This is a genomic window from Pseudomonas sp. 2(2015), from assembly GCF_000955865.1.
In the GTDB taxonomy this organism is placed as follows: Bacteria; Pseudomonadota; Gammaproteobacteria; order Pseudomonadales; family Pseudomonadaceae; genus Aquipseudomonas.
The window spans coordinates 485,449-504,877 of record NZ_JYOF01000003.1 but is presented as its reverse complement, the minus strand read 5'-3'; the positions used below and the strand labels follow the sequence as shown (position 1 = coordinate 504,877).

The following is a 19,429-nucleotide window of genomic DNA, read 5'->3' as shown; positions in this document are numbered from 1 at the left end:
CCGTGTCTGCATTGACCCTGCTGTGCCTGCCGTATTCCGGCGCCAGTGCCATGGTCTACAGCCGCTGGCGGCGCAAGCTGCCGGCCTGGTTGCAGGTGCGCCCGGTGGAACTGCCCGGGCGCGGCGCGCGCCTGGGCGAGCCGCTGTTGACCGACATGCAGGTGCTGGCCCGCCAGCTGGCCAGCGAGCAACGGCTGGCGGCCAGCCAGCCGTATGCCTTGCTCGGCCACAGCCTGGGCGCCTTGCTGGCCTTCGAGCTGGCCCACGAGCTGCAGGCGCTGGGCTGTCCGCCGCCGGTGGCGCTGTTCGCCTGCGGCACGGCCGCGCCCACCCGGCGTGAAGACTACGACGGCGGCAAGTGGCGCGAGCCCAAGAGCGATGAAGTATTGATCGACGAGTTGCGCACCTTGCAAGGCACGCCGGAAGAGGTGCTGGCCAATCAGGAGCTGATGAGCCTGACCCTGCCGGTGCTGCGCGCCGATTTCCTCTTGTGCGGACGCTACGTATATCGCCAGCGCCCGCCGCTGCGTTGCCCCGTGCATGTGCTCGGCGGGGAAGACGACAAGGCCAGCGAAGAGCAACTGCTGGCCTGGCGCCAGGAGAGTGTCGGCGACTTCTCGCTGGAGATTTTCCCCGGTGGCCACTTCTTCATTCACGAGCATGAAGCGCGCGTGCTCGGCGTGCTCAGCGCTGCCCTGGAGCCCCATCGGCTGTCGGCTTGAGCATTGACGCAGCGCGGTCTGATGGGCGAGCCTTGGGCTTTACCCGCAACCCAGGGGCAGAGGATGTTGATCAAGCCGAATCAGGCCAGCTTGCTGGTCATCGATGTTCAGGAAAAACTCATTGGCGCGGTCAGCGACCCGGCCGGCACCCTCGCACGCACCCGCTGGCTGTTGGCGGCGACCGCTACCCTGGGCCTGCCGACGGTGTTTTCCGAACAGTATCCCAAGGGCCTGGGGCCGACCGTGGCGCAGCTCAAGGAGGCTTCGCCCGGCGCTGCGGTGGTCGAGAAACTGCACTTTTCCTGCGTGGCTGCCGAGTGCCTGCCGGCAGCGCTGCTGGCCCGCGAGCAGGTGATCGTCTGCGGCATGGAAACCCATATCTGCGTCTTGCAAAGCGTGCTCGGCCTGCTGGAGCTGGGTAAGCAGGTGTTCGTGGTCGAGGATGCCTGCGACTGTCGCGGTGCCCACAACCGTGACGCCGGCATTGCCCGCATGCGCGCCGCCGGGGCGCAGATCGTCACCCGCGAGATGGTGGTGTTCGAATTGATGGGCAGTTCGGCCCATGAACAGTTTCGCCACATCAGCAAGACCTACATGGTGGGCGAACAGCCGTGAGCGCTACACCTTCGATGCTGTATGTGGTGATGCTCGGCGGCAAGCACCCGCGGGCCAGGATCGAGGTGCACGATGTGGCCTTTGTCGTCGGGCCGTCGCTGGCGGCCTGTTACCCGCAGTTGCGCGAGCAGTGGTTCGGCAGCGCCAAGGGCCTGCATATCGACTCCTGGCTTGAGGTCGACGGGGTAGAGGGCTTCAAGCTGGGCTGGTCGGACCTGCAACCGGCGCCGGGCGAGCCGCGCCTGTACTTCATCAACCTTGGCGGTTACGAGCCGGGCTGCTTTGGCGAGGCGCATCACTACCTGCTGGTGGTCGCCAGCAACAAAGAGCAAGCCAAGGCCAAGGGCAAGCAGCAGATGGCCCGGCACTGGAGCAAACCGCACACCGACGCGTTGCTGGATGTCGACGACTGCGTGGCGGTCGACCAGGTCGGCGGGCGCTATGTGACGCTGCAGCCGGGGCCGCACGCAGCCTTGGCCCAGTACAGCGACTACATCATCCTGTCCTGAGCCGCAGGTGGTGGTGTTGCGCGCTGCTGTGCATTACAGTGCGCGCCACTTCATTACTTACAGGATGTTCAGATGAAACCGCGTGCATTGCTGACTATCGGCTCGACCCTGGCCCTGGCCTGCCTGCCGTTGTTTGCCCAGGCCCAGGCCACCGTTGCCCAGGTCTTCAATGGTGAAATGCTCGGCACCAACCTCAAGTACTTCGAGTCGGTCGCAGGCATTGCCCGCACCAGCTTCGGTGACAAGCACACCTATAAGGTACAGGGCTGCGAAATTACTGCCGACGCCGCCGGCGGCAGCATCAACGACCTGCGCCTGCAGCTGTCGCCGACCTGCAAGGCCGACCTCAGCTCGTTCATCGGCAGCTTCGCGCCAGCGGCCAACCAGCCGCTGACCATCGCCGCCCTGCATGAATCCACCGGTGGCCCGCTGGAGTTCTACGCCGACTGCCTGGAGATGTGTGGCAACGCCGCCGACCCGTCGGTGTATGCCTTGTGGGAAGGGCCGCATGCGGTCGGCTTCACCCAGGTCCTGGCCGAGGTCATGCTCACCGACGACGCAGCCATCGCCGCCTCGAGCAAGTGGGCAGACGAGATGAAGAAGCACAAGGGCGAAGACTTCGTCATGGAAAACCAATACAACTGCGAGCGCAGCTACGATCCGGCTGCCCTGCAGAGCTTCAAGCCGGTGGCGATCACGGCGGTGACCATCGGCACGCAACTGAGCAAACCAGGCTGCTGATTGCAGTCGTGTCCGCGCGCCGCTACTGTGCAGCTATTGCCCGATGCGGCGGGAGGGCTTATGCAGGTAACTGGTTGGCTGGTTGTGATCAGCGCGCTGCTGGCGCTTCAGGGTTGCGTCACCCAGGGTGAAGCCCCTGAGCAGGACCCGGCCAAGGTGCGCGCGCAGATCGTGCGCCTGCTGCCGGCCAGCGCCAACGACCGTGAAGGTTGGGCGCGGGATATCCAGGGCGCCTTCGCCGCGCAGCAGCTCAGCGCCAGCAAGAGCAACCTGTGCGCGGTACTGGCGGTCACCGAGCAGGAATCAACCTTCCAGGCCGACCCGAAAGTACCGGGCCTGGGTCGCATCGCCCGGCAAGAGATCGACCGCCGCGCCGCCAGCCTGCACATTCCCAAACTGCTGATCGACGCCACCCTGCAGACCCGCTCGGCAAGTGGCAAAACCTACGGCCAGCGCCTTGATGCGGTGCGCAGCGAAAAACAGCTCAGTGACCTGTTTGACGAACTGATCGGCGCCTTGCCCATGGGCAAGACCCTGCTCGGTGGTTTGAACCCGGTGCGTACCGGCGGGCCGATGCAGGTCAGCATCGACTTTGCCGAGCAGCATGCCAAGGGTTATCCCTACACCTATGCCGGAACCATTCGCCAGGAGGTCTTCAGCCGCCGTGGCGGCATGTATTTCGGCATCGCCCACCTGCTCGGTTACCCCACCCACTATGACCGTCAGCTGTACCGCTTCGGCGACTTCAATGCCGGTTGGTACGCCAGCCGCAATGCAGCGTTCCAGAGTGCTCTGAGCCGCGCTACCGGGGTGAAGCTGGCGCTCGACGGCGACCTGATCGCGCCGGGGGCGATCATGCCCGGCAGCACCGAGCAGGCGGCCAGGCGCCTGGGGCAGAAGCTGGACTTGCGCAATGTCAGCATCCGCAACCAGCTGGAGAAGGGCGATAGCCTGGAATTCGAAGACACCCGCCTGTACAAGGGCGTGTATGCCCTGGCCGACGGTGCGGCGGGCAAGGCGGTGGCGCGGGCGCAGCTACCGGGGATCGAACTGAAAAGCCCCAAGATCACCCGCAAACTGACCACGGCGTGGTTTGCCAAGCGCGTTGATGAGCGTTATCAGCGCTGTATGAAACGTTGAGCATCGCGGGTCAAGCCCGCTCCTACAGTAGATCTGCGTACACCGGACCTGTGGGAGCGGGCTTGACCCGCGATGAGGCCCTCAGCCATTGCCTGCGACCAACGCCCCCACCACCTGCTCGACACTGGCCTTCAACCCCGCCAGTGAATCCTGGGCATCGGTCTCCACCACCAGCAACTTGGCCCCGGAGGCTGCTATCACCTCGGCGACTTCCTTGCTCGGCTGCTTGTGATGCAGCACCAGCGCCACCTCCTGGTTCTTGAGCTCATCGCCCAGGCGCTTGAGCGCCGCCGCATCCCACTGGTCATCGGCCACCTGCGGGTGGTCGATCAGGTCCAGGTTCAATCCGCTGACCAGGTAATCCAGGCGATCCGACAGGTTCACCACGCTGAGGTTGTCCGCTTCGGCCAGGCGCGCTTCGCTGCCGGCACTGAGCTCGAGCAACTGGCGTTTGAGCGCCGCCAGGTTGCTCTGGATTTTCGGTTGGTCGGCCGGGCTCAAGCGCCCCAGGTCGTTGGCCAGCACATCGGCCATGCGCCCGAGGTTGCTCGGGTTCAGCCACGGGTAGCCGGCAAAGGCATTGTTGCCCTGCACGGCGATGCCCGGCAGGGCGCCATCGACCGGGCGCGCGGCGTCGATCTCGACGATGCGGATATTGCTGCGCCGCGCCACCGGGTACAACGGGTCGTCGCTCCAGATCGAGCGCAGGCCGATCACCGCATCGGCGCCGCCAGCAGCCTTTTGCAGGCTGGCACCACCGCGGCCGCTGAAGTACGAGGGCTGGCGCGAGGCCGGAATATTCGCCGGCGCTGCCCGTTGCAGTTTTACCGAGGTGCCGTCGAGCAGGGCGCTGGCCAGCGTGTTGGTCACCGGCAGTGAGGCCAGAACGGTCACCCCGGCCGCTTGTTGTTTGGCCGCTGCCGGGGCGCTCTGGGCCAGGCTCAGGGTCGGCAGGCCGGCCAGGGCCAGGGCCAGGCACAGGTGCTGGAGTTTGAAGGTCATGCCGGGTTTCCTTGCAGGCGTGGAACAAGGCCGCGGGCGAGGGCGGCGAGGGCGAAGCAGCAGCCGGCGACGAGGATGATCGCCGCACCCGAAGGCACCGGCAGGTCGAAGACGATCGGCAGCAGGATGCCTACCAAAGTGCTCAGGGTGGCGATCAGCACCGAAGCCCAGAAAAAGCCCTTGAGCGACTGGCTGATCAAGCGCGCCGCCGCTGCCGGAATCACCAGCAAGGCGCCGACCAGAATTGCACCGATGACTTTCACCGCCGCCACCGTGACCAGGGTCACCAGCACCACGAACAGGTAGTCCAGGCTCTTCACCGCAACGCCGCGCACCGCCGCCAGTTGCGGGTTGAAGCTGGCCAGCATGATGCGGTTGTACAGCGGCAAGGCCAGGGCCAGCACCAGGCTGCCGACGATGCCGAGCACCAGCAGGTCCTGGCCGCTGACGGTCAGCACCGAGCCGAACAGCACGTTCTCGAGGATGTGCACGTTGATTTTGCCGGCCAGCATCAGCAGCAGGCTGGCGCCCAGGGCCAAGGATACCGAGAGGAACACGCCGATCAGGGTGTCGGGCGACAGCCCGGTGCGGTTGCGCAGAAAGTTCAGCAGGATGCCGAACAGCAGGCAGTAGCCAAACAGGCTGCCATAGGGACCGGTGTAGGGTTCGCCAAGCAGGATGCCGATGGCAACGCCGGTCAGCGCCGCGTGGCCGACCGCTTCGGAGAAGAAGGCAAAGCGCTTGACCACCACCAGGGTGCCAAGGCCGCCGAGCACCGGGCCGATCATCAGGCCGGCGAGCAGGGCATTGACCACAAAGCCGTAGGCCAGGGCCTCGGGCAGGTAACCGGCAGTGGCCCAGCCCTGGATCAGCAGGCGAAATTCTTCGTAGTTCATCAGGCGGTGCTCTCGCTGCGCGGGTGGATGGAGAACAGGCTGAGCAGGCGGTCCGGGGTCAGTGCCTGTTTCGGCGGCGCATCGAACAGCACCCGGCGACTCAGGCCGGTAACGCGGTCGGCCAGGCGTGCCACGGCTTCCAGGTCGTGTTCGATCCACAGCACCGTGGTGCCGGCAGCGCGCCACTCGTGCAGCAGGCGCTCGAACACCTGGATACCGGCCTCGTCCAGCGCCGACATCGGCTCATCGAGCACCAGCAATTGCGGCGCCGGGATCAACCCCTGGGCCAGCAATACGCGCTGGCGCTCGCCCCCGGAGAGCGCGCCCATGCGCCGCTTGCGCTTGTCGAGCATGCCCACCCGCTGCAGCGCCGCGTCGATGGCCGGCGCCACCTTGGCTGACAGGCCGAGAAAGGCCGGCCGGCGCTGGCACATGGCGGCCATAAAGTCGTCCACGGTCATTGGCAGGCCACGGTCGAATTCCAGGGCCTGGGGTACGTAGCCGATGATCTGCTGGTCGCCCGGCCAGGTCAGGGTCAACTGGCCCTGGTGCGGCATCTGCCCGAGCAGGGTCTTGATCAGCGAGCTCTTGCCGCCGCCATTGGGCCCGACCAGCGCATGCACGCTGCCGGCGGCAACGTTGAAGCTGACCTTGTCGAGGATGCGCGTGCGGCCCAGGGTCAGGTCGACCTCGGCGAAGGCAATGTCCGGCCCGCAGGCGCGGTTGAGCAGCGGCTGGGCCACGGTCATGCCTGGGACTCCTTGATCGCCCGCACCACGGTGTCGAGGTTGCGCTTCATCTCGACTTCGTACTTCTCCTTGCTGTATTCGCCGTAGGAGATGTGCGTCAGCGGGTAGATCTTCACCCCTGACTCACGCTGGATGGTTTCGACATAGGCCGAAGGGAAGTCCATCTCCGAGAAGATCACCTTCACATCCAGGGCCTTGAGCTGGTCGATGGTCTTTTTCAGCTGGCTCGGGCTGGGTTCGATGCCATGGGCCGGTTCCACCACGGCGGTGACCTCCAGGCCGAACTCGCGCACCAGGTAATCGTAGGCGGCGTGGATGGTCGCCACGCGAAATTCGGCGCCCGGCGCTTCGGTGACCTGGGCCAGGGCTTCGGCGCGCAGTTTGCGCAGGCGCTTGGCGTAGGCGCGGGCGTTCTGGCTGTAGTACTTGGCGTTGTCCGGGTCGAGCTTGCCCAGTTCGCGGGCGATGTTGTTGACCTGGGCGATGCTGGCGCTGATCGACAGGAAGGTATGCGGGTTGACCACCTTGCCGGCGCCGCGCGCGGCCACGCCGGTGGCGGCCAGCAGCGGTACGTTGCTGTTCGATTCGATGGTGGCGATGGCGGGTTTTTCGCTGGCGGCGATCATCCGGTCGGCAAAGTCGTCATGGCCGACGCCGTTGAGCACGATCACGTCCAGGGTACCGATGCGCTTGATGTCCTCGGCCCGTGGCTCGTAGGCATGGGGGTTGAAGCCGGCCGGAATCAGCGGCACCACCTCGGCCTTGTCACCGACGATATTGCTCACGTAGCTGTAGTACGGGTGCAGGGTGATGCCGATACGCAGCGGCTTGCCGTTATCGGCCACCGCCAGGGCGGGCAGGGCGCAGGCGAGGAACACACTTAGAAGGCGACGGGCGAGGGTGGCGCGAAACATGGGGCGTCCTTGTGTCAGTGACGATGCTGGCGGGTGACGCCGGCGTCGTAGTGGGCGGCGATCTGTTGCCAGCCGGCGGCGATCAGCGCGGCCTGGCTGAAGTCGGCAGGGGCGCTGGCGGAAGGACTGCGCTGCAGCCAGACATCAGCGACACCATCGTGGGCCTCGGGCACCAGCAAGAGGAAGCTGCCGGCCACCGTGCTGGCCTGGCTCAGGCCCAGGTAGGCGCGTTCCTGCAGCAGTTGCCAGTGGTGCTGGCCGCGGCTGGCGGCGCTGGCATCGGCGACGAAGGGCGGGAAGCCTTCTTCGGCCAGGTCTTCGACGGTCAGCAACTGTGGGGCTTCTTCGCGGCGTGCCTGGATCTCGTCGAAGGCCACCCGCAGGTCGGCATACACGCCTTGCTCGGCGGCCGTCAGGTCGCGGCGGGCATCCAGTTGGTGGGCCTCGATGCTGACCTCGTCATGCCGTTCGCCGCGCAGGGCGACGATGCCGGCGGCCACCGCCAGGATCAACAAACTGACCAGCAGCACGTACAGGGTTTCATGCCCGGCACCGGCCGGGCGCACCACCTGCACGCGGCTCATTGCTCGATATCTGCGTAGTCGATTTCCACCACGTGGCCGGGGCCTGCGTCGAACAGCACATAGAACTCGCCTTCAGGGCGCTTGAAGGTCAGCTTGGAGTTTTCCCCCAGCTTGCCCGGCACCAGGATCTCTTCGTTGTAGCCGATCACGTCGAGGGTTACCCCGGGCGCGCCGCTACCGTCGGAAAAGCCGCCGGTGCATTCGATTTGCCCGCCATCGATCGGCTTGCATTCGCACATCGGGTTGTGGGCCATGGCCTGGCCGCTTGCGCCAAGCAGCAGCAACGCCAGCAGCAGTTTGCGCAACGTCATCATTTGCCTCCTTGTTTGTTCAGCCAGGCGACGGTGGCCGGCGAGGCCTTGCTCAGCGGCACGGCAGCCTGCTGCATGCTGCCGTCCCAGCCTTCGAGGGTGATCCAGATTTCGGCATCGGCGCGGGTCTTGGCCGGCACTGGCAGGCTGGTGCTCATGCGGTACGGGGTGCCGAAAAAAATCGTCCCGGCGGCGCGCAGGCTGCGCGGCTTGCCGATGCGCAGGTAAGCGGCCTTGACCTCGGGAATGCAGGCCTGGCACAGAGCAATGTTGAAGGCTTTGAAGTAACCGGCAGGGCCATCGGCGCGCGGTGCTTCATCGCGCAACTCGGCCAGCTGCACGCTCCACGGCCCGACCTTGATCTCGCCCAGCTCGCGCTCGCCCAGGCCGCTGTCACCGCGAAACAGCGCGGCATCGGCAAAGTACTTGGGCATGAAGCCGAGCGGGATCAGCAACAGCAGGATGTTCAGGTGAAAGCGCCACTTGTGCCAGAAGCGGCTCAACGGGCTTTGCGGCGCAACTGCTGCCTTGCTCATAGGCTGGCCTCCGTGGCGGTGTCGGTAGCACTGGCGGTTTGCTTGCGCGGCCTTTGCTCGCGCTTGAGGGCGGCAGCGGTGGCCTGGGCGGTGCGCTTGGTCCAGATCAGCAGGCCGCTCAAGACCATCATCGACAGCACCAGGCCGAAGAACGCCCAGATCAGCTTGATCGCCAGGCCGCCGAAGTCACCGGTGTGCAGCGGGCGCATGGATTCGGTGACGAACTCCAGGGTCGAGCGGTCGTTGATCAGGAACTGCGCCTCGATCTTGCTGTTGTACGGGTTGACGTTGACGGTCTGGAACATCAGCGGGTACCAGCCGCGCCCGCCCAGGTAGACGTGGGCGTAGGCGTTGCCGGGCAGCGACACGAAGCTCACATCAAGGCCGGGGATCTGCTCTTTGGCGATGCGCGTGGCGTCATCCAGGCTGATGCGCGGTGCCGGTGCGCCGGATTCGGTGCGCGGCACGTCTTCGCGGGCAATCACCGGCACCACCGGTTCGGTGGAAATGGTGATGTGGTTGTCACCGAGGATCGCCTGGATCAGGAACCAGGTGCCGGTGATGGAAATCACCGCAATGAACCAGATCGACCAGATGCCGCTGAGGCGGTGGAAGTCGCCCCAGAAGATCCGCGCGCCATGGTTAAAACGCAACGTCGGCTTAAAGAATCCCTTCCAGAAGCGTTTATAGACCACCAGCCCGGTAACCAGCGAGGCCAGCATCGGCAGGCCGAGCAGCGACACCAGGTACCAGCCCCAGCTGTAGCCATTGGTGAACGGCACCAGCCACCAGCCGTGCAGGGCACGGGTGAAACCCTCGAAGTTGAACGCCGGGCTCTTGCCCTGGATCGCCCCGGTATAGGGGTTGACGTACAGGGTCGGGGCGCTGCCGTCGGGGAAGGTGACCGCCGCGGTCAGGGCAAAGTGCGAACCGTCCGGCTGGCTGATAAAGCGCACGGCCATGTCCGGCTCGGCCTTGTGCAGGGCATCGAGCACCTGCTGGAAGCTCAGCCGCTCGGCGTCGCCGTCAGGCTTGCTGGCGCGCACATCAGGGTTGGCCAGCCAGACGATCTCCTGGCTGACCACCGCCAGGGTGCCGGTGACGCAGACGATCAGGACGAAAAACCAGATCGGCAGGGCGAGCCAGCTATGGACCAGGAACCACAGCCTGGATTTGGACTTTTTCGCTTTCTGGGACATTGCAGGTGTCTTTTCAGAGAAATTGAGGTCGAGCCAATGCTCAGCCTTGGGACTGCAATAGATAAGACGAACGAGAATCGTAAAACCCGCAGGGTTAGTTGAAAGCAAATGTTTCAAAGCTGCTGGGTCATCAGCCCGATGCGCTTAATTTTCATTCGCGGTCATCCGTTTTTCTTGAATTACCGGGCCTGCAGGCTCGTTGTTCCCCTGGATGGATGAAAGTCGATGAATGCCGAAGATGCCCGCAAGCTTGCCCGCCGATTCATAGAGTTGCCGTTGGAAAAGCGCCGCATCTTTCTTCAGGGGCTGGCCCGCGAAGGGGTCGACTTTGCCCAGTTCCCGATCCCGGCCCAGGTGCCGGTGGCCGGGCAGGGCGGCTTGTCCTATGCCCAGCAGCGCATGTGGCTGTTGTGGCAACTGGAGCCTGGCAGCGCGGCCTACAACCTGCCCAGCGCCGTGCGCCTGCAGGGCAACCTGGATGTCGAGGCGCTGGAACAGGCGTTTGCCAGCCTGGTACAGCGCCACGAAACCCTGCGCAGCGTGTTTGTTCAGCAAGCCGATGAGCGCCTGGCGCTGATGCCGGCTGCGCAATGGCCGCAGGTCGAGCACCTGGACCTCGGTGTGCTGGATGCCGCCGAACGTGAACAGCGCGTGCGGGCCCTGGCCGAGCAACAGTCGCTGCAGCCCTTCGACCTGGCCCGGGGGCCGTTGCTGCGGGTGCTGCTGCTCAAGCTCAAGGCCGATGAGCACGTGCTGTTGATGACTTTGCACCATATCGTTTCCGACGGTTGGTCGATGAACGTCCTGATTGAAGAGTTCAGCCAGTTGTACGCCGCGCACCTGGGCAAGCAGGTGCCGGCCCTGGCCGCGCTACCCATCCAGTACAGCGATTACGCCCTGTGGCAGCGCTGCTGGCTGGAAGCGGGCGAGAAGCAGCGTCAGCTCGACTACTGGCGCGCGCAGTTGGGCGAGGAGCACCCGCCGCTGGAACTGGCGCTGGATCATTCGCGCCCGGCGTTGCCCAGCTATCGCGGTGCACGCCAGCGCTTGAGCCTGGACCCGCAACTGGCCGAGGCCCTGGGCGCGTTTGCCCGCAGCCAGGGCGTGACCCTGTTCATGCTGCTGCTCGGGGCGTTCAACATTCTCCTGTACCGCTACACAGGTCAGGGTGACCTGCGCGTTGGCGTGCCGATTGCCAACCGCAACCGCAGTGAGATCGAAGGCCTGATCGGCTGCTTCGTCAACACCCAGGTACTGCGTACCCGGCTCGACGGGCAGACGACCGTCAGCCAACTGCTGGCGGCGGTCAAGGACACGGTGTTGGGGGCCCAGTCGCACCAGGACCTGCCGTTCGAGCAACTGCTGGAGGCCTTTGCCCTTGAGCGCAGCCTCAGCCACACGCCGTTGTTCCAGGTGATGTACAACCATCAGCCGCAGGTCGCCGACGTCACCACGCTGCACCTGGCGGGCGGGCTGCAGATGAGCCAGGTCGACTGGCAAAGCCGCACCACCCAGTTTGACCTGAGCCTGGATACCTTTGAGCAGGGCGGGCGTCTGCAGGCTGTAATCACCTACGCCAGCGACCTGTTCGAGGCGCCAACCATCGAGCGCATGGGCCGGCATTGGCAGAACCTGCTGGGTTCGATGCTGGCCGCACCGCACGCGCCTGTCGAGCAGTTGCGCATGCTTGATGTTCAAGAGTTGCAGCGTATCGTCGTCGACTGGAACGCGACATCCGTTGATTATCCACTGCAGCAACCGCTGCACCGGCTGATCGAAGCCCAGGTCGAGCGCAGCCCCCATGCCACGGCGTTGCTGTTTGCCGATCAAACGCTCAGCTATGCCGAGCTCAACGCCCGCGCCAACCAGCTTGCCCATTGCCTGATCGAAGCCGGCATCGGTGCCGACAGCCTGGTCGGCATTGCTGTCGAGCGTTCGCTGCAGATGGTTGTCGGCCTGCTGGCGATCCTCAAGGCCGGCGCCGCCTACGTGCCGTTCGACCCCGACTACCCGGCCGAGCGGCTGGCCTACATGATCGAGGACAGCGGCGTGCGCCTGGTACTGACCCAGGCGGCGCTGACCGAGCGCTTGCCGCTGCAGGCGGTGCAGGTGATGGTGCTGGACCAGGCCGGTGCCTGGCTGGGTGGCTACGCCACGAGCAACCCGAACATCGTCGTCGACCCGCTGCAGCTGGCCTATGTGATTTACACCTCGGGCTCCACCGGCCGCCCCAAAGGCGCCGGTAACAGCCACGCGGCGCTGGTCAACCGGCTGTGCTGGATGCAACAGGCTTATGGCCTGGAGGCCGGCGACACGGTACTGCAAAAAACCCCGTTCAGCTTTGACGTGTCGGTCTGGGAGTTCTTCTGGCCGCTGCTCAGCGGTGCCCGCCTGGCGGTGGCCGCGCCGGGCGAACACCGCGAGCCTGCGCGGCTGATTGCCACGATCGAGCGTTATCAGGTCACTACCCTGCATTTTGTTCCGTCGATGCTCCAGGCATTTATTCATGAGCCGGGTGTCGAGGGTTGTCGCAGCCTCAAGCGTATCGTCTGCAGTGGCGAGGCGCTGCCGGTGGATGCCCAGCAACAGGTGTTTGCCAAGTTGCCGCAGGCCGGGCTTTACAACCTCTACGGCCCTACCGAAGCGGCCATCGATGTCACCCACTGGAGCTGTGTGGACGAGGGCCGCGACAGCGTGCCGATCGGGGTGCCGATCGCCAACCTGCGTACCCTGGTGCTGGATGCTAGCCTCGCGCCCGTACCGCCCGGTGTTGCGGGTGAGCTGTACCTCGGGGGGCAAGGCCTGGCCCGCGGTTATCACCGCCGCCCGGGGTTGACCGCCGAGCGCTTTGTGGTTGACCCGTTTGGCAGTGGCGAGCGCTTGTACCGCACTGGCGATCGTGTGCGACAGCGGGTCGACGGGGTTATCGAGTACCTGGGGCGCTTTGATCATCAGGTCAAGATCCGCGGCCTGCGCATTGAACTGGGCGAAATCGAGGCGCGCCTGGTTCAGCATGCTCTGGTGCGCGAGGCCGTGGTGCTGGCCCCGGAGGGCAAGCAACTGGTGGCGTACCTGGTGTTTGAAGGTGAGGCGCCGGACGACTGGCAAGCCCGGCTCAAGGCCTGGCTGCTGCAGAGCCTGCCCGAGTTCATGCTGCCCAATCACCTGATGGTCTTGCCGGCGTTGCCGCTGACACCCAACGGCAAGCTCGACCGCAAGGCGTTGCCTGCGCCCCAGGCTGCCCCCAAAGGCGCCTACCAGGCCCCGGGCAGTGAACGTGAACGCGCCCTGGCGCAGATCTGGCAGACCCTGCTGGGGCATGAACGCATTGGTCTGGATGACAACTTTTTTGAGCTGGGCGGTGACTCGATCATTGCCATCCAGGTGGTCAGCCGCGCGCGCCAGGCCGGCCTGCTGCTGGCGCCGCGCGATCTGTTCCAGTACCAGACGTTGCGCAGCCTGGCGCAGGCGGCGCAAGCCGGTACGGTGCGCGAAATCGAGCAGGGGCCGGTGCATGGCGATGTAGCCTTGACCCCGGTGCAACAGGGCTTTTTTGAGCTGTCACTGACGCAACCGGCGCACTGGAACCAGTCATTGCTGCTCAATGCGCGGCAAACGCTGGAGCCTGCGTTGCTGGAAGCGGCGCTCAAGGCGCTGGTCGATCACCATGATGCCCTGCGCTTGCGCTTTGAGCCGCTGGGCGCGAGCTGGCGCCAGTTTCACCAGGCCCCGCCAGCGGCCCTTGAGCTGTGGCAGCGTCAGGCCGATACGCCGACCCAGCTACTTGAGCTGTGCGAAGCCGCCCAGCGCAGCCTCGATCTGCAGCAGGGGCCGTTGCTGCGGGCCCTGTTGGTGCACATGGGCGATGGCAGTCAACGCCTGTTGCTGGTGGTTCATCACTTGCTGGTCGACGGGGTTTCCTGGCGGATCCTGCTCGAAGACCTGCAGTCGGCCTATACCCGGTTGCAGGCCGGGCAAGCTGTGCAACTGCCCGCCAAGACCAGTGCCTATCAGGCCTGGTCTGTGCAGCTGCAGGATTACCTCGAGCGTGCCGGCGAGCAACTGCCATATTGGCAAGCGCAGCTTGAGCACGCTGTGGACCTGCCCTGTGACAACCGCCAGGGCACGCTGTACAACCGCGACGCGGCAAGCATTGAAATCCGCCTCGATGTGCAGCACACCCGGCAATTGTTGCAGGACGCCGTGGGCGCTTACCGCACCCAGGTCAATGATCTGCTGCTGACCGCCCTGGCGCGGGCGGTGTGTCGCTGGACGGGGCATGACAGTGCGTTGCTGCAGTTGGAGGGCCATGGCCGCGAAGATCTGTTCGAGCACCTGGACCTGACCCGTACCGTGGGTTGGTTCACCAGTATTTTCCCGCTTCGGCTGGTACCCGAGGATGATCTTGGGGCTTCGATCAAATCGATCAAGGAGCAGTTGCGGGCGGTGCCTGATCGAGGCCTGGGCTTTGGCGTGCTGCGTTACTTGGGGAGCGCGCAGCAGCGCGCAAGCCTGGGCGGCGATGCGCTTGCACCGCGCATCACCTTCAACTACCTGGGGCGCTTTGACAGTCAGTTCGACGAGCGCGCCTTGCTGTATCCGGCCAGTGAGCCGGGTGGCGCCGGGCAGGCCAGCGATGCGCCATTGGCCAACTGGCTGAGTATCGAGGGGCAAGTCTATGAAGGGCAACTGGGCCTGCGCCTGACGTTCAGTCAAGCCATGTTCCAGGCAAGTACCGTCCAGGCCTTGGCCGATGCCTACCTCGATGAGCTGCAAGGCTTGATCGGGCATTGCTGCCAGCTGCCAGGCGCGCAGGCGACACCATCGGATTTCCCCCTGGCCAGGCTTGGGCAGGCGCAACTCGATCAGCTTGCGCCGCTGCTCGGCCAGGTCGATGAGCTTTACCCGCTGTCGCCCATGCAGCAGGGCATGCTGTTTCATGCCCTGTACAGCAACAACGGTGCCGAGTACGTCAACCAGTTACGGGTTGACGTCGACGGCCTGGAGCCGGAACGCTTTCGCCAGGCGTGGGAGGCGACGGTGCAGGCCCACGATATTCTGCGCAGTGGTTTTATCTGGGACGGCGGCCTGGCACAGCCGCTGCAGTTTGTCTGCAAGCAGGTCCGGCTTGATCTGCGCGAGCATGACTGGCGCGGCGATGCCGGGCTGGCGTCCAGGCTCCAGGGCCTGGCCCTGAGCCGGCGTCAACACGGCTTCGACCTGCAGGTCGCGGGCTTGTTGAACTTCGATCTGGTGCGCACCGGTGAGCAGCGGCATCACTTGATCTACACCCACCACCATATCCTGATGGATGGCTGGAGTAATGCCAGGCTGCTCGGCGAAGTGCTGGCGCGTTACAACGACCAGCCTGGCGCCTTGCCGGCAAGCCGCTACCGCGACTACATCGAGCATTTGCAGGGTCTTGATGGACGGGCAGCCCAGCAGTTCTGGACTGCGCAGCTGCAGGCGCTGGACGAGCCGCGGCACCTGGCGCGCTACCTGCCCGAAGCGGGCCGGGCACAGGCCCAGGGCCTGCGTGCAAGCCTGGTCCAGCGCTTCGACGCGCAGCGCACCGCGCAGCTAAATGCCTTCGCCCGTCAGCAGAAAATCACCCTCAATACCCTGGTGCAGGCGGCCTGGTTGCTGTTGCTGCAGCACTATAGCGGGCGCCGCAGCGTGGTGGTGGGCACCACGGTGGCCGGGCGCAGCCTGCCGCTGCCGGGGATCGAGCAGCAGATTGGCCTGTTCATCAACACCCTGCCGATCATTGCCAGCCCGCGGCCCGAGCAGACCCTGGCGCAGTGGCTGGAGCAGGTGCAGGCGCTCAACCTTGCGGTGCGCGAGCACGAGCAAACCCCGCTGTTCGAAATCCAGCGCTGGGCGGGGCATCAGGCCCATGCGTTGTTCGACCATATTCTGGTGTTCGAGAACTACCCGCTGGCCGAGGCGTTGCAACAACAGCAGGGCCCTCGGTTTGGTGCGGTGGCGAACCAGGAGCAGACCCACTACGCGTTGTCGGTGGCGGTGAGCGTGGGCGATGAGCTGCAGCTCGATTACGACTATGCCTGCGACGCCATCGGCGAGCAGGCGCTGCAGGGCCTGGCCGAGCATTTGCGCACTGTGCTCGAGCAATTGCCGCACGCGTTGTCGACGCCGCTGGGCGAACTGCAGATGTTGGCGCAGGCCGAACGCGAGGCGGTGTTGCAGCGGGCTCAACCTGAGCCGCCGGTGGACGTGCCGCCGTTGGCTATCCATGACTGGGTGCGGCAGCAGGCGGCGCGCACGCCGCAGGCCTGTGCCGTCGAGTATGCCGGCCAGCGCCTGAGCTACGAGCAATTGAACAGCGCAGCCAACCAGTTGGCAGTCCGTTTGCGTGAGGCTGGGGTAGGGGCCGAGGTGGTCGTCGCCATTGCTGTCGAGCGAAGCCTGGAGATGATCATTGGCTTGCTGGCGATCCTCAAGGCCGGTGGCGCCTATCTGCCACTGGACCCCGGTTATCCGCAGGCGCGCATCCGCTTCATGCTCGACGACAGCGCCGCGCGCTTGTTGCTCGTTCAGCCGGGCCTTGCGCTGGACGTGCCGGCGGGCGTTACCCGCCTGGTGCTCGACAGCGCAGCCTACGCCGGGCCGCCAATCGCCGATGTCAGCACCTGCCTGCACCCGGACAACCTGGCCTACATGATCTACACCTCAGGCTCCACCGGCACCCCGAAAGGCGTGCAGGTGCGGCACGGGGCGCTGGCCAATCACATGCACTGGATGCAGCGCACCCTGCAACTGGAGCCTGCCGACCGGGTTCTGCAAAAGACCGCCCTGAGCTTCGACGCTTCGGTCTGGGAGTGCTGGCTGCCATTGATCTGCGGGGCACAACTGGTCATTGCCGAGCCGGGCTTGTCAGCCGATATGTCCAGGCTCTGGGCCCGGGTCGAAGCACTGGGCATCACCATTGTCCAGGCGGCGCCTTCGCTGCTGCAGGCGGTACTGCCGGCGGCGACGGCGCAGAACATGGCCAGCTTGCGCTATCTGATGGCGGGGGGCGAGGCCTTGAGTGCAACCCTGGCCAACCAGTTGTTGCAGCGCTGGCCGGGTACGCTGGTCAACCTCTACGGGCCGACCGAAGCCACCATCGAGGTCACCTTCGCCATGCTCACCGGGGCGCTGGAACGGGTCATGGTGCCGATCGGGCGGCCGCTCGATAACGTCCGGCTGCTGGTTTTGGGGCCGGCCCTGCAGCCAGTGCCTGCGGGCGTGGTTGGCGAGTTGTGCATTGCCGGCGACGCACTGGCGCGGGGTTACCATGCGCGGCCCGGGTTGACGGCCGAACGCTTTGTGCCGGACCCGTTCGCCGCGCAACCTGGCGGGCGCCTGTACCGCACTGGCGATCTGGGCTGCTACGCGGCAGATGGGCAGATCGAGTATGCCGGGCGTGCCGATCATCAAGTCAAGGTCCGTGGCTTTCGTATCGAAACCGGTGAGATCGAGCGTCATTTGCTGGCCGATGCGCGGGTCCGTGATGCGGTGGTTGTGGCCCAGCAAGAGCAAGGTGTACAGCAGTTGGTGGGCTACCTGGTGGGGGCCGACCGGCAGCTGTTCGAGGACGCGGCGCAGGGCCAGCAACTGTGCAGCGAGTTGCGCCAGTCCCTGGCTTTGAACCTGCCGGCGCACATGCTGCCGACACGCCTGAGCGTCGTTGCCCATCTGCCCTTGACCCCGAACGGCAAGCTCGACCGCAAGGCCTTGCTGGCCCAGGCCGACAGCAGCGTCGCCAGCAAGCCTTATCGGCCCGCCAGCACCGCGCTGCAGCAGCAGGTCGCCCAAGTCTGGCAGGAGGTCCTCAAGCTTGAGCGGGTCGGGCTCGACGACCAGTTCTTCGAGCTGGGCGGCCATTCATTGCTGGCGACCCAGGTGATCAGTCGACTGCGCCATGAACTGCAGCTGGACCTGCCTTTGCGCGCGCTGTTCGACAGCCCGTCGCTACAGGCATTCGTCGAGCAGTTACCGGCAACCGGAAGCCGACGCGTGCTGCCGGACTTGCATGGGGTCGATGCTTCGCAGCCGCAGCCGCTGTCTTATGCTCAGCAGCGCTTGTGGTTCCTCTGGCAACTTGAACCGCAAAGTTCGATGTACAACATTCCGCGCGCGCTGGAGTTGCTCGGGCCATTGCAGGTCGAGGCCGTGCGCCTGGCCTTCGAAGCCCTGGTTGCGCGCCACGCGGTGCTGCGCACGACGTTCTTCGAGGATCAGGGCGAAAGCTGGCAGCGGGTCCAGGCGCACTTGCCCGTGCCGTTCGAGAGTGTCGACTTGCAGGCCCTGGACAGCGCCAACCGGCAGGTGGTGCTGGCGCAACAGGTGCAGCAAGAGGCCCTGCGCCCCTTCGACCTGCAGCGTGGGCCGCTGCTGCGGGTGCAGTTGCTGTGCACCGAGCCAGAGCGCCACGTGTTGCTGGTGACGCTGCATCACATCGTCGCCGACCACTGGTCGTTTGCCATTTTGATCCGCGAGTTCAGCGCGCTCTACCAGGCATTTGCCACCGGTGTGGCGCCTGGCTTGAGCGCGCCAGGCCTGCAGTACCTCGATTTTGCGGTGTGGCAGCGTCAATGGCTGGCAGCTGGGGAGCATGACCGGCAGTTGCAGTACTGGCAGCAGCAACTGGGCAGCGAGCATGTCTTCACCACCTTGCCGGCCAGTGGCAGCGGCGCATCCGCCGATCAGCAGCAAGACTGCGAGGTGTACGAGTTTGCCCTTGAGCAGGGCTTGAGCGAGCGCTTGCGTCAGTTTGCCAAGGCACAGGGCCTGACCCTGTACATGCTCCTGCTGGCCGGCTTTGCCCTGGTCGTCAGCCAGCGCTGTGGCGCTGCCCGGGTCCGCCTGGGGACGGATGTCGCCAACCGAAATCACGCCGGCGTTGAAGAAATGGTCGGCTTCTTCGTCAATCAATTGGTACTGCAACTCTCGGTAGATCAACAACAGACGATCGGCAGTTTCCTGGCGTCCTGCCGCACCACGGTCATCGGTGCTTCGGACCATCAGGACCTGCCGTTCGATCGCCTGGTGGAGGCGCTGCGGTTGCCGCGTCGTTCAGGCAAGTCGCCGTTGTTCGCGATCAAATTCATCTACCAGGAACAAGGGGCGCAGCCGGTGGCTATCGATGGGCTGCAGATCAGGCCCTGGGCCGCGGGGCAGGCGGCGGCGGAGCTGGACCTGATCGCCGAGTTCGTCAACTCGTCGACGACCATCGGGGTTGGCTTCAAATGCATTGCCGGGCTGTACGAAAGCAATGACATGGCCTGTCTGTTTGCGCAGACGGCCTTGGTACTCGAACAGATGATTCAGGCGCCAGAGCAACCGCTCCAGGCTCTGCTCGACGCCTCGCGCGCCGTGCAGGAGCAGGCCGGCAAGGATCAGGCGCTAGCGCGCAGAACGCAATTGCTGCAGCAGCACCCTATTCGCCGGCGCTCGCCTCAGCGCGCAGGCAGTAACCAGGTGAATTGAAGCAGCGCCCGGACGGATC

At 65.2% G+C, this 19,429-nt stretch carries 14 protein-coding genes; 6 read left to right on the top strand and 8 right to left on the bottom strand.

What is annotated here, in order from left to right; translation table 11 throughout:
- Positions 1–2 precede the first annotated feature (2 nt).
- The 5 genes from UB48_RS05230 to UB48_RS05210 all read left to right on the top strand — a co-directional run bounded on the left by UB48_RS05230 (position 3) and on the right by UB48_RS05210 (position 3,727).
- On the top strand, positions 3–722 hold the full coding sequence (locus UB48_RS05230) for a thioesterase II family protein (RefSeq protein ID WP_045194635.1): 720 nt from the start codon (positions 3–5) through the stop codon (positions 720–722).
- 63 nt (positions 723–785) lie between these two features.
- Positions 786–1,337, top strand: a complete 552-nt coding sequence (locus UB48_RS05225; protein WP_045194633.1) for a hydrolase — start codon at positions 786–788, stop codon at positions 1,335–1,337.
- 14 nt (positions 1,338–1,351) lie between these two features.
- Positions 1,352–1,846, top strand: a complete 495-nt coding sequence (locus UB48_RS05220; RefSeq protein ID WP_045194631.1) for a DUF1543 domain-containing protein — start codon at positions 1,352–1,354, stop codon at positions 1,844–1,846.
- 72 nt (positions 1,847–1,918) lie between these two features.
- Positions 1,919–2,587 carry a hypothetical protein gene (locus UB48_RS05215; RefSeq protein WP_045194629.1) on the top strand — a complete coding sequence of 223 codons (669 nt, stop codon included), beginning with the start codon at positions 1,919–1,921 and terminating at the stop codon, positions 2,585–2,587.
- A gap of 60 nt (positions 2,588–2,647) precedes the next feature.
- Positions 2,648–3,727 carry a DUF1615 domain-containing protein gene (locus UB48_RS05210; protein ID WP_045194627.1) on the top strand — a complete coding sequence of 360 codons (1,080 nt, stop codon included), beginning with the start codon at positions 2,648–2,650 and terminating at the stop codon, positions 3,725–3,727.
- 81 nt (positions 3,728–3,808) lie between these two features.
- Here UB48_RS05210 and UB48_RS05205 read toward each other — a convergent pair whose 3' ends face one another.
- Genes UB48_RS05205 through UB48_RS05170 form a run of 8 tightly spaced genes read right to left on the bottom strand, consistent with a single transcriptional unit; the run spans position 3,809 to position 9,918 of the window.
- Complete coding sequence (locus UB48_RS05205) at positions 3,809–4,729, bottom strand: metal ABC transporter solute-binding protein, Zn/Mn family (protein ID WP_045194625.1); 921 nt, start codon at positions 4,727–4,729, stop codon at positions 3,809–3,811.
- On the bottom strand, positions 4,726–5,625 hold the full coding sequence (locus tag UB48_RS05200) for a metal ABC transporter permease (RefSeq protein ID WP_045194622.1): 900 nt from the start codon (positions 5,623–5,625) through the stop codon (positions 4,726–4,728). The genes UB48_RS05205 and UB48_RS05200 overlap by 4 nt, the downstream gene beginning before the upstream one ends.
- Entirely contained in the window at positions 5,625–6,374 is a 750-nt protein-coding gene (locus tag UB48_RS05195) for a metal ABC transporter ATP-binding protein (RefSeq protein WP_045194621.1), read from the bottom strand. The genes UB48_RS05200 and UB48_RS05195 overlap by 1 nt, the downstream gene beginning before the upstream one ends.
- The gene (locus tag UB48_RS05190) at positions 6,371–7,288 is read right to left on the bottom strand and encodes a metal ABC transporter substrate-binding protein (RefSeq protein WP_045194619.1); all 918 of its coding nucleotides are present in this window, start codon (positions 7,286–7,288) and stop codon (positions 6,371–6,373) included. Before UB48_RS05190 ends, UB48_RS05195 begins: the two co-directional genes overlap by 4 nt.
- A 14-nt stretch (positions 7,289–7,302) precedes the next feature.
- Positions 7,303–7,872: a DUF6162 family protein gene (locus tag UB48_RS05185; RefSeq protein ID WP_045194618.1), complete on the bottom strand. Its 570-nt coding sequence runs from the start codon at positions 7,870–7,872 to the stop codon at positions 7,303–7,305.
- Positions 7,869–8,183: a hypothetical protein gene (locus UB48_RS05180; protein WP_045194616.1), complete on the bottom strand. Its 315-nt coding sequence runs from the start codon at positions 8,181–8,183 to the stop codon at positions 7,869–7,871. Before UB48_RS05180 ends, UB48_RS05185 begins: the two co-directional genes overlap by 4 nt.
- A complete protein-coding gene (locus UB48_RS05175) occupies positions 8,183–8,719 on the bottom strand; it encodes a hypothetical protein (RefSeq protein WP_045194615.1) in 537 nt (178 codons plus the stop codon). Before UB48_RS05175 ends, UB48_RS05180 begins: the two co-directional genes overlap by 1 nt.
- Positions 8,716–9,918, bottom strand: coding sequence for a PepSY domain-containing protein (locus UB48_RS05170; protein ID WP_045194614.1), 1,203 nt, complete (start codon positions 9,916–9,918; stop codon positions 8,716–8,718). Before UB48_RS05170 ends, UB48_RS05175 begins: the two co-directional genes overlap by 4 nt.
- A gap of 225 nt (positions 9,919–10,143) precedes the next feature.
- Between UB48_RS05170 and UB48_RS05165 the strand changes: the two genes are divergently transcribed.
- The gene (locus UB48_RS05165; protein WP_045194612.1) at positions 10,144–19,410 is read left to right on the top strand and encodes a non-ribosomal peptide synthetase; all 9,267 of its coding nucleotides are present in this window, start codon (positions 10,144–10,146) and stop codon (positions 19,408–19,410) included.
- The last annotated feature ends 19 nt before the right edge of the window (positions 19,411–19,429 follow it).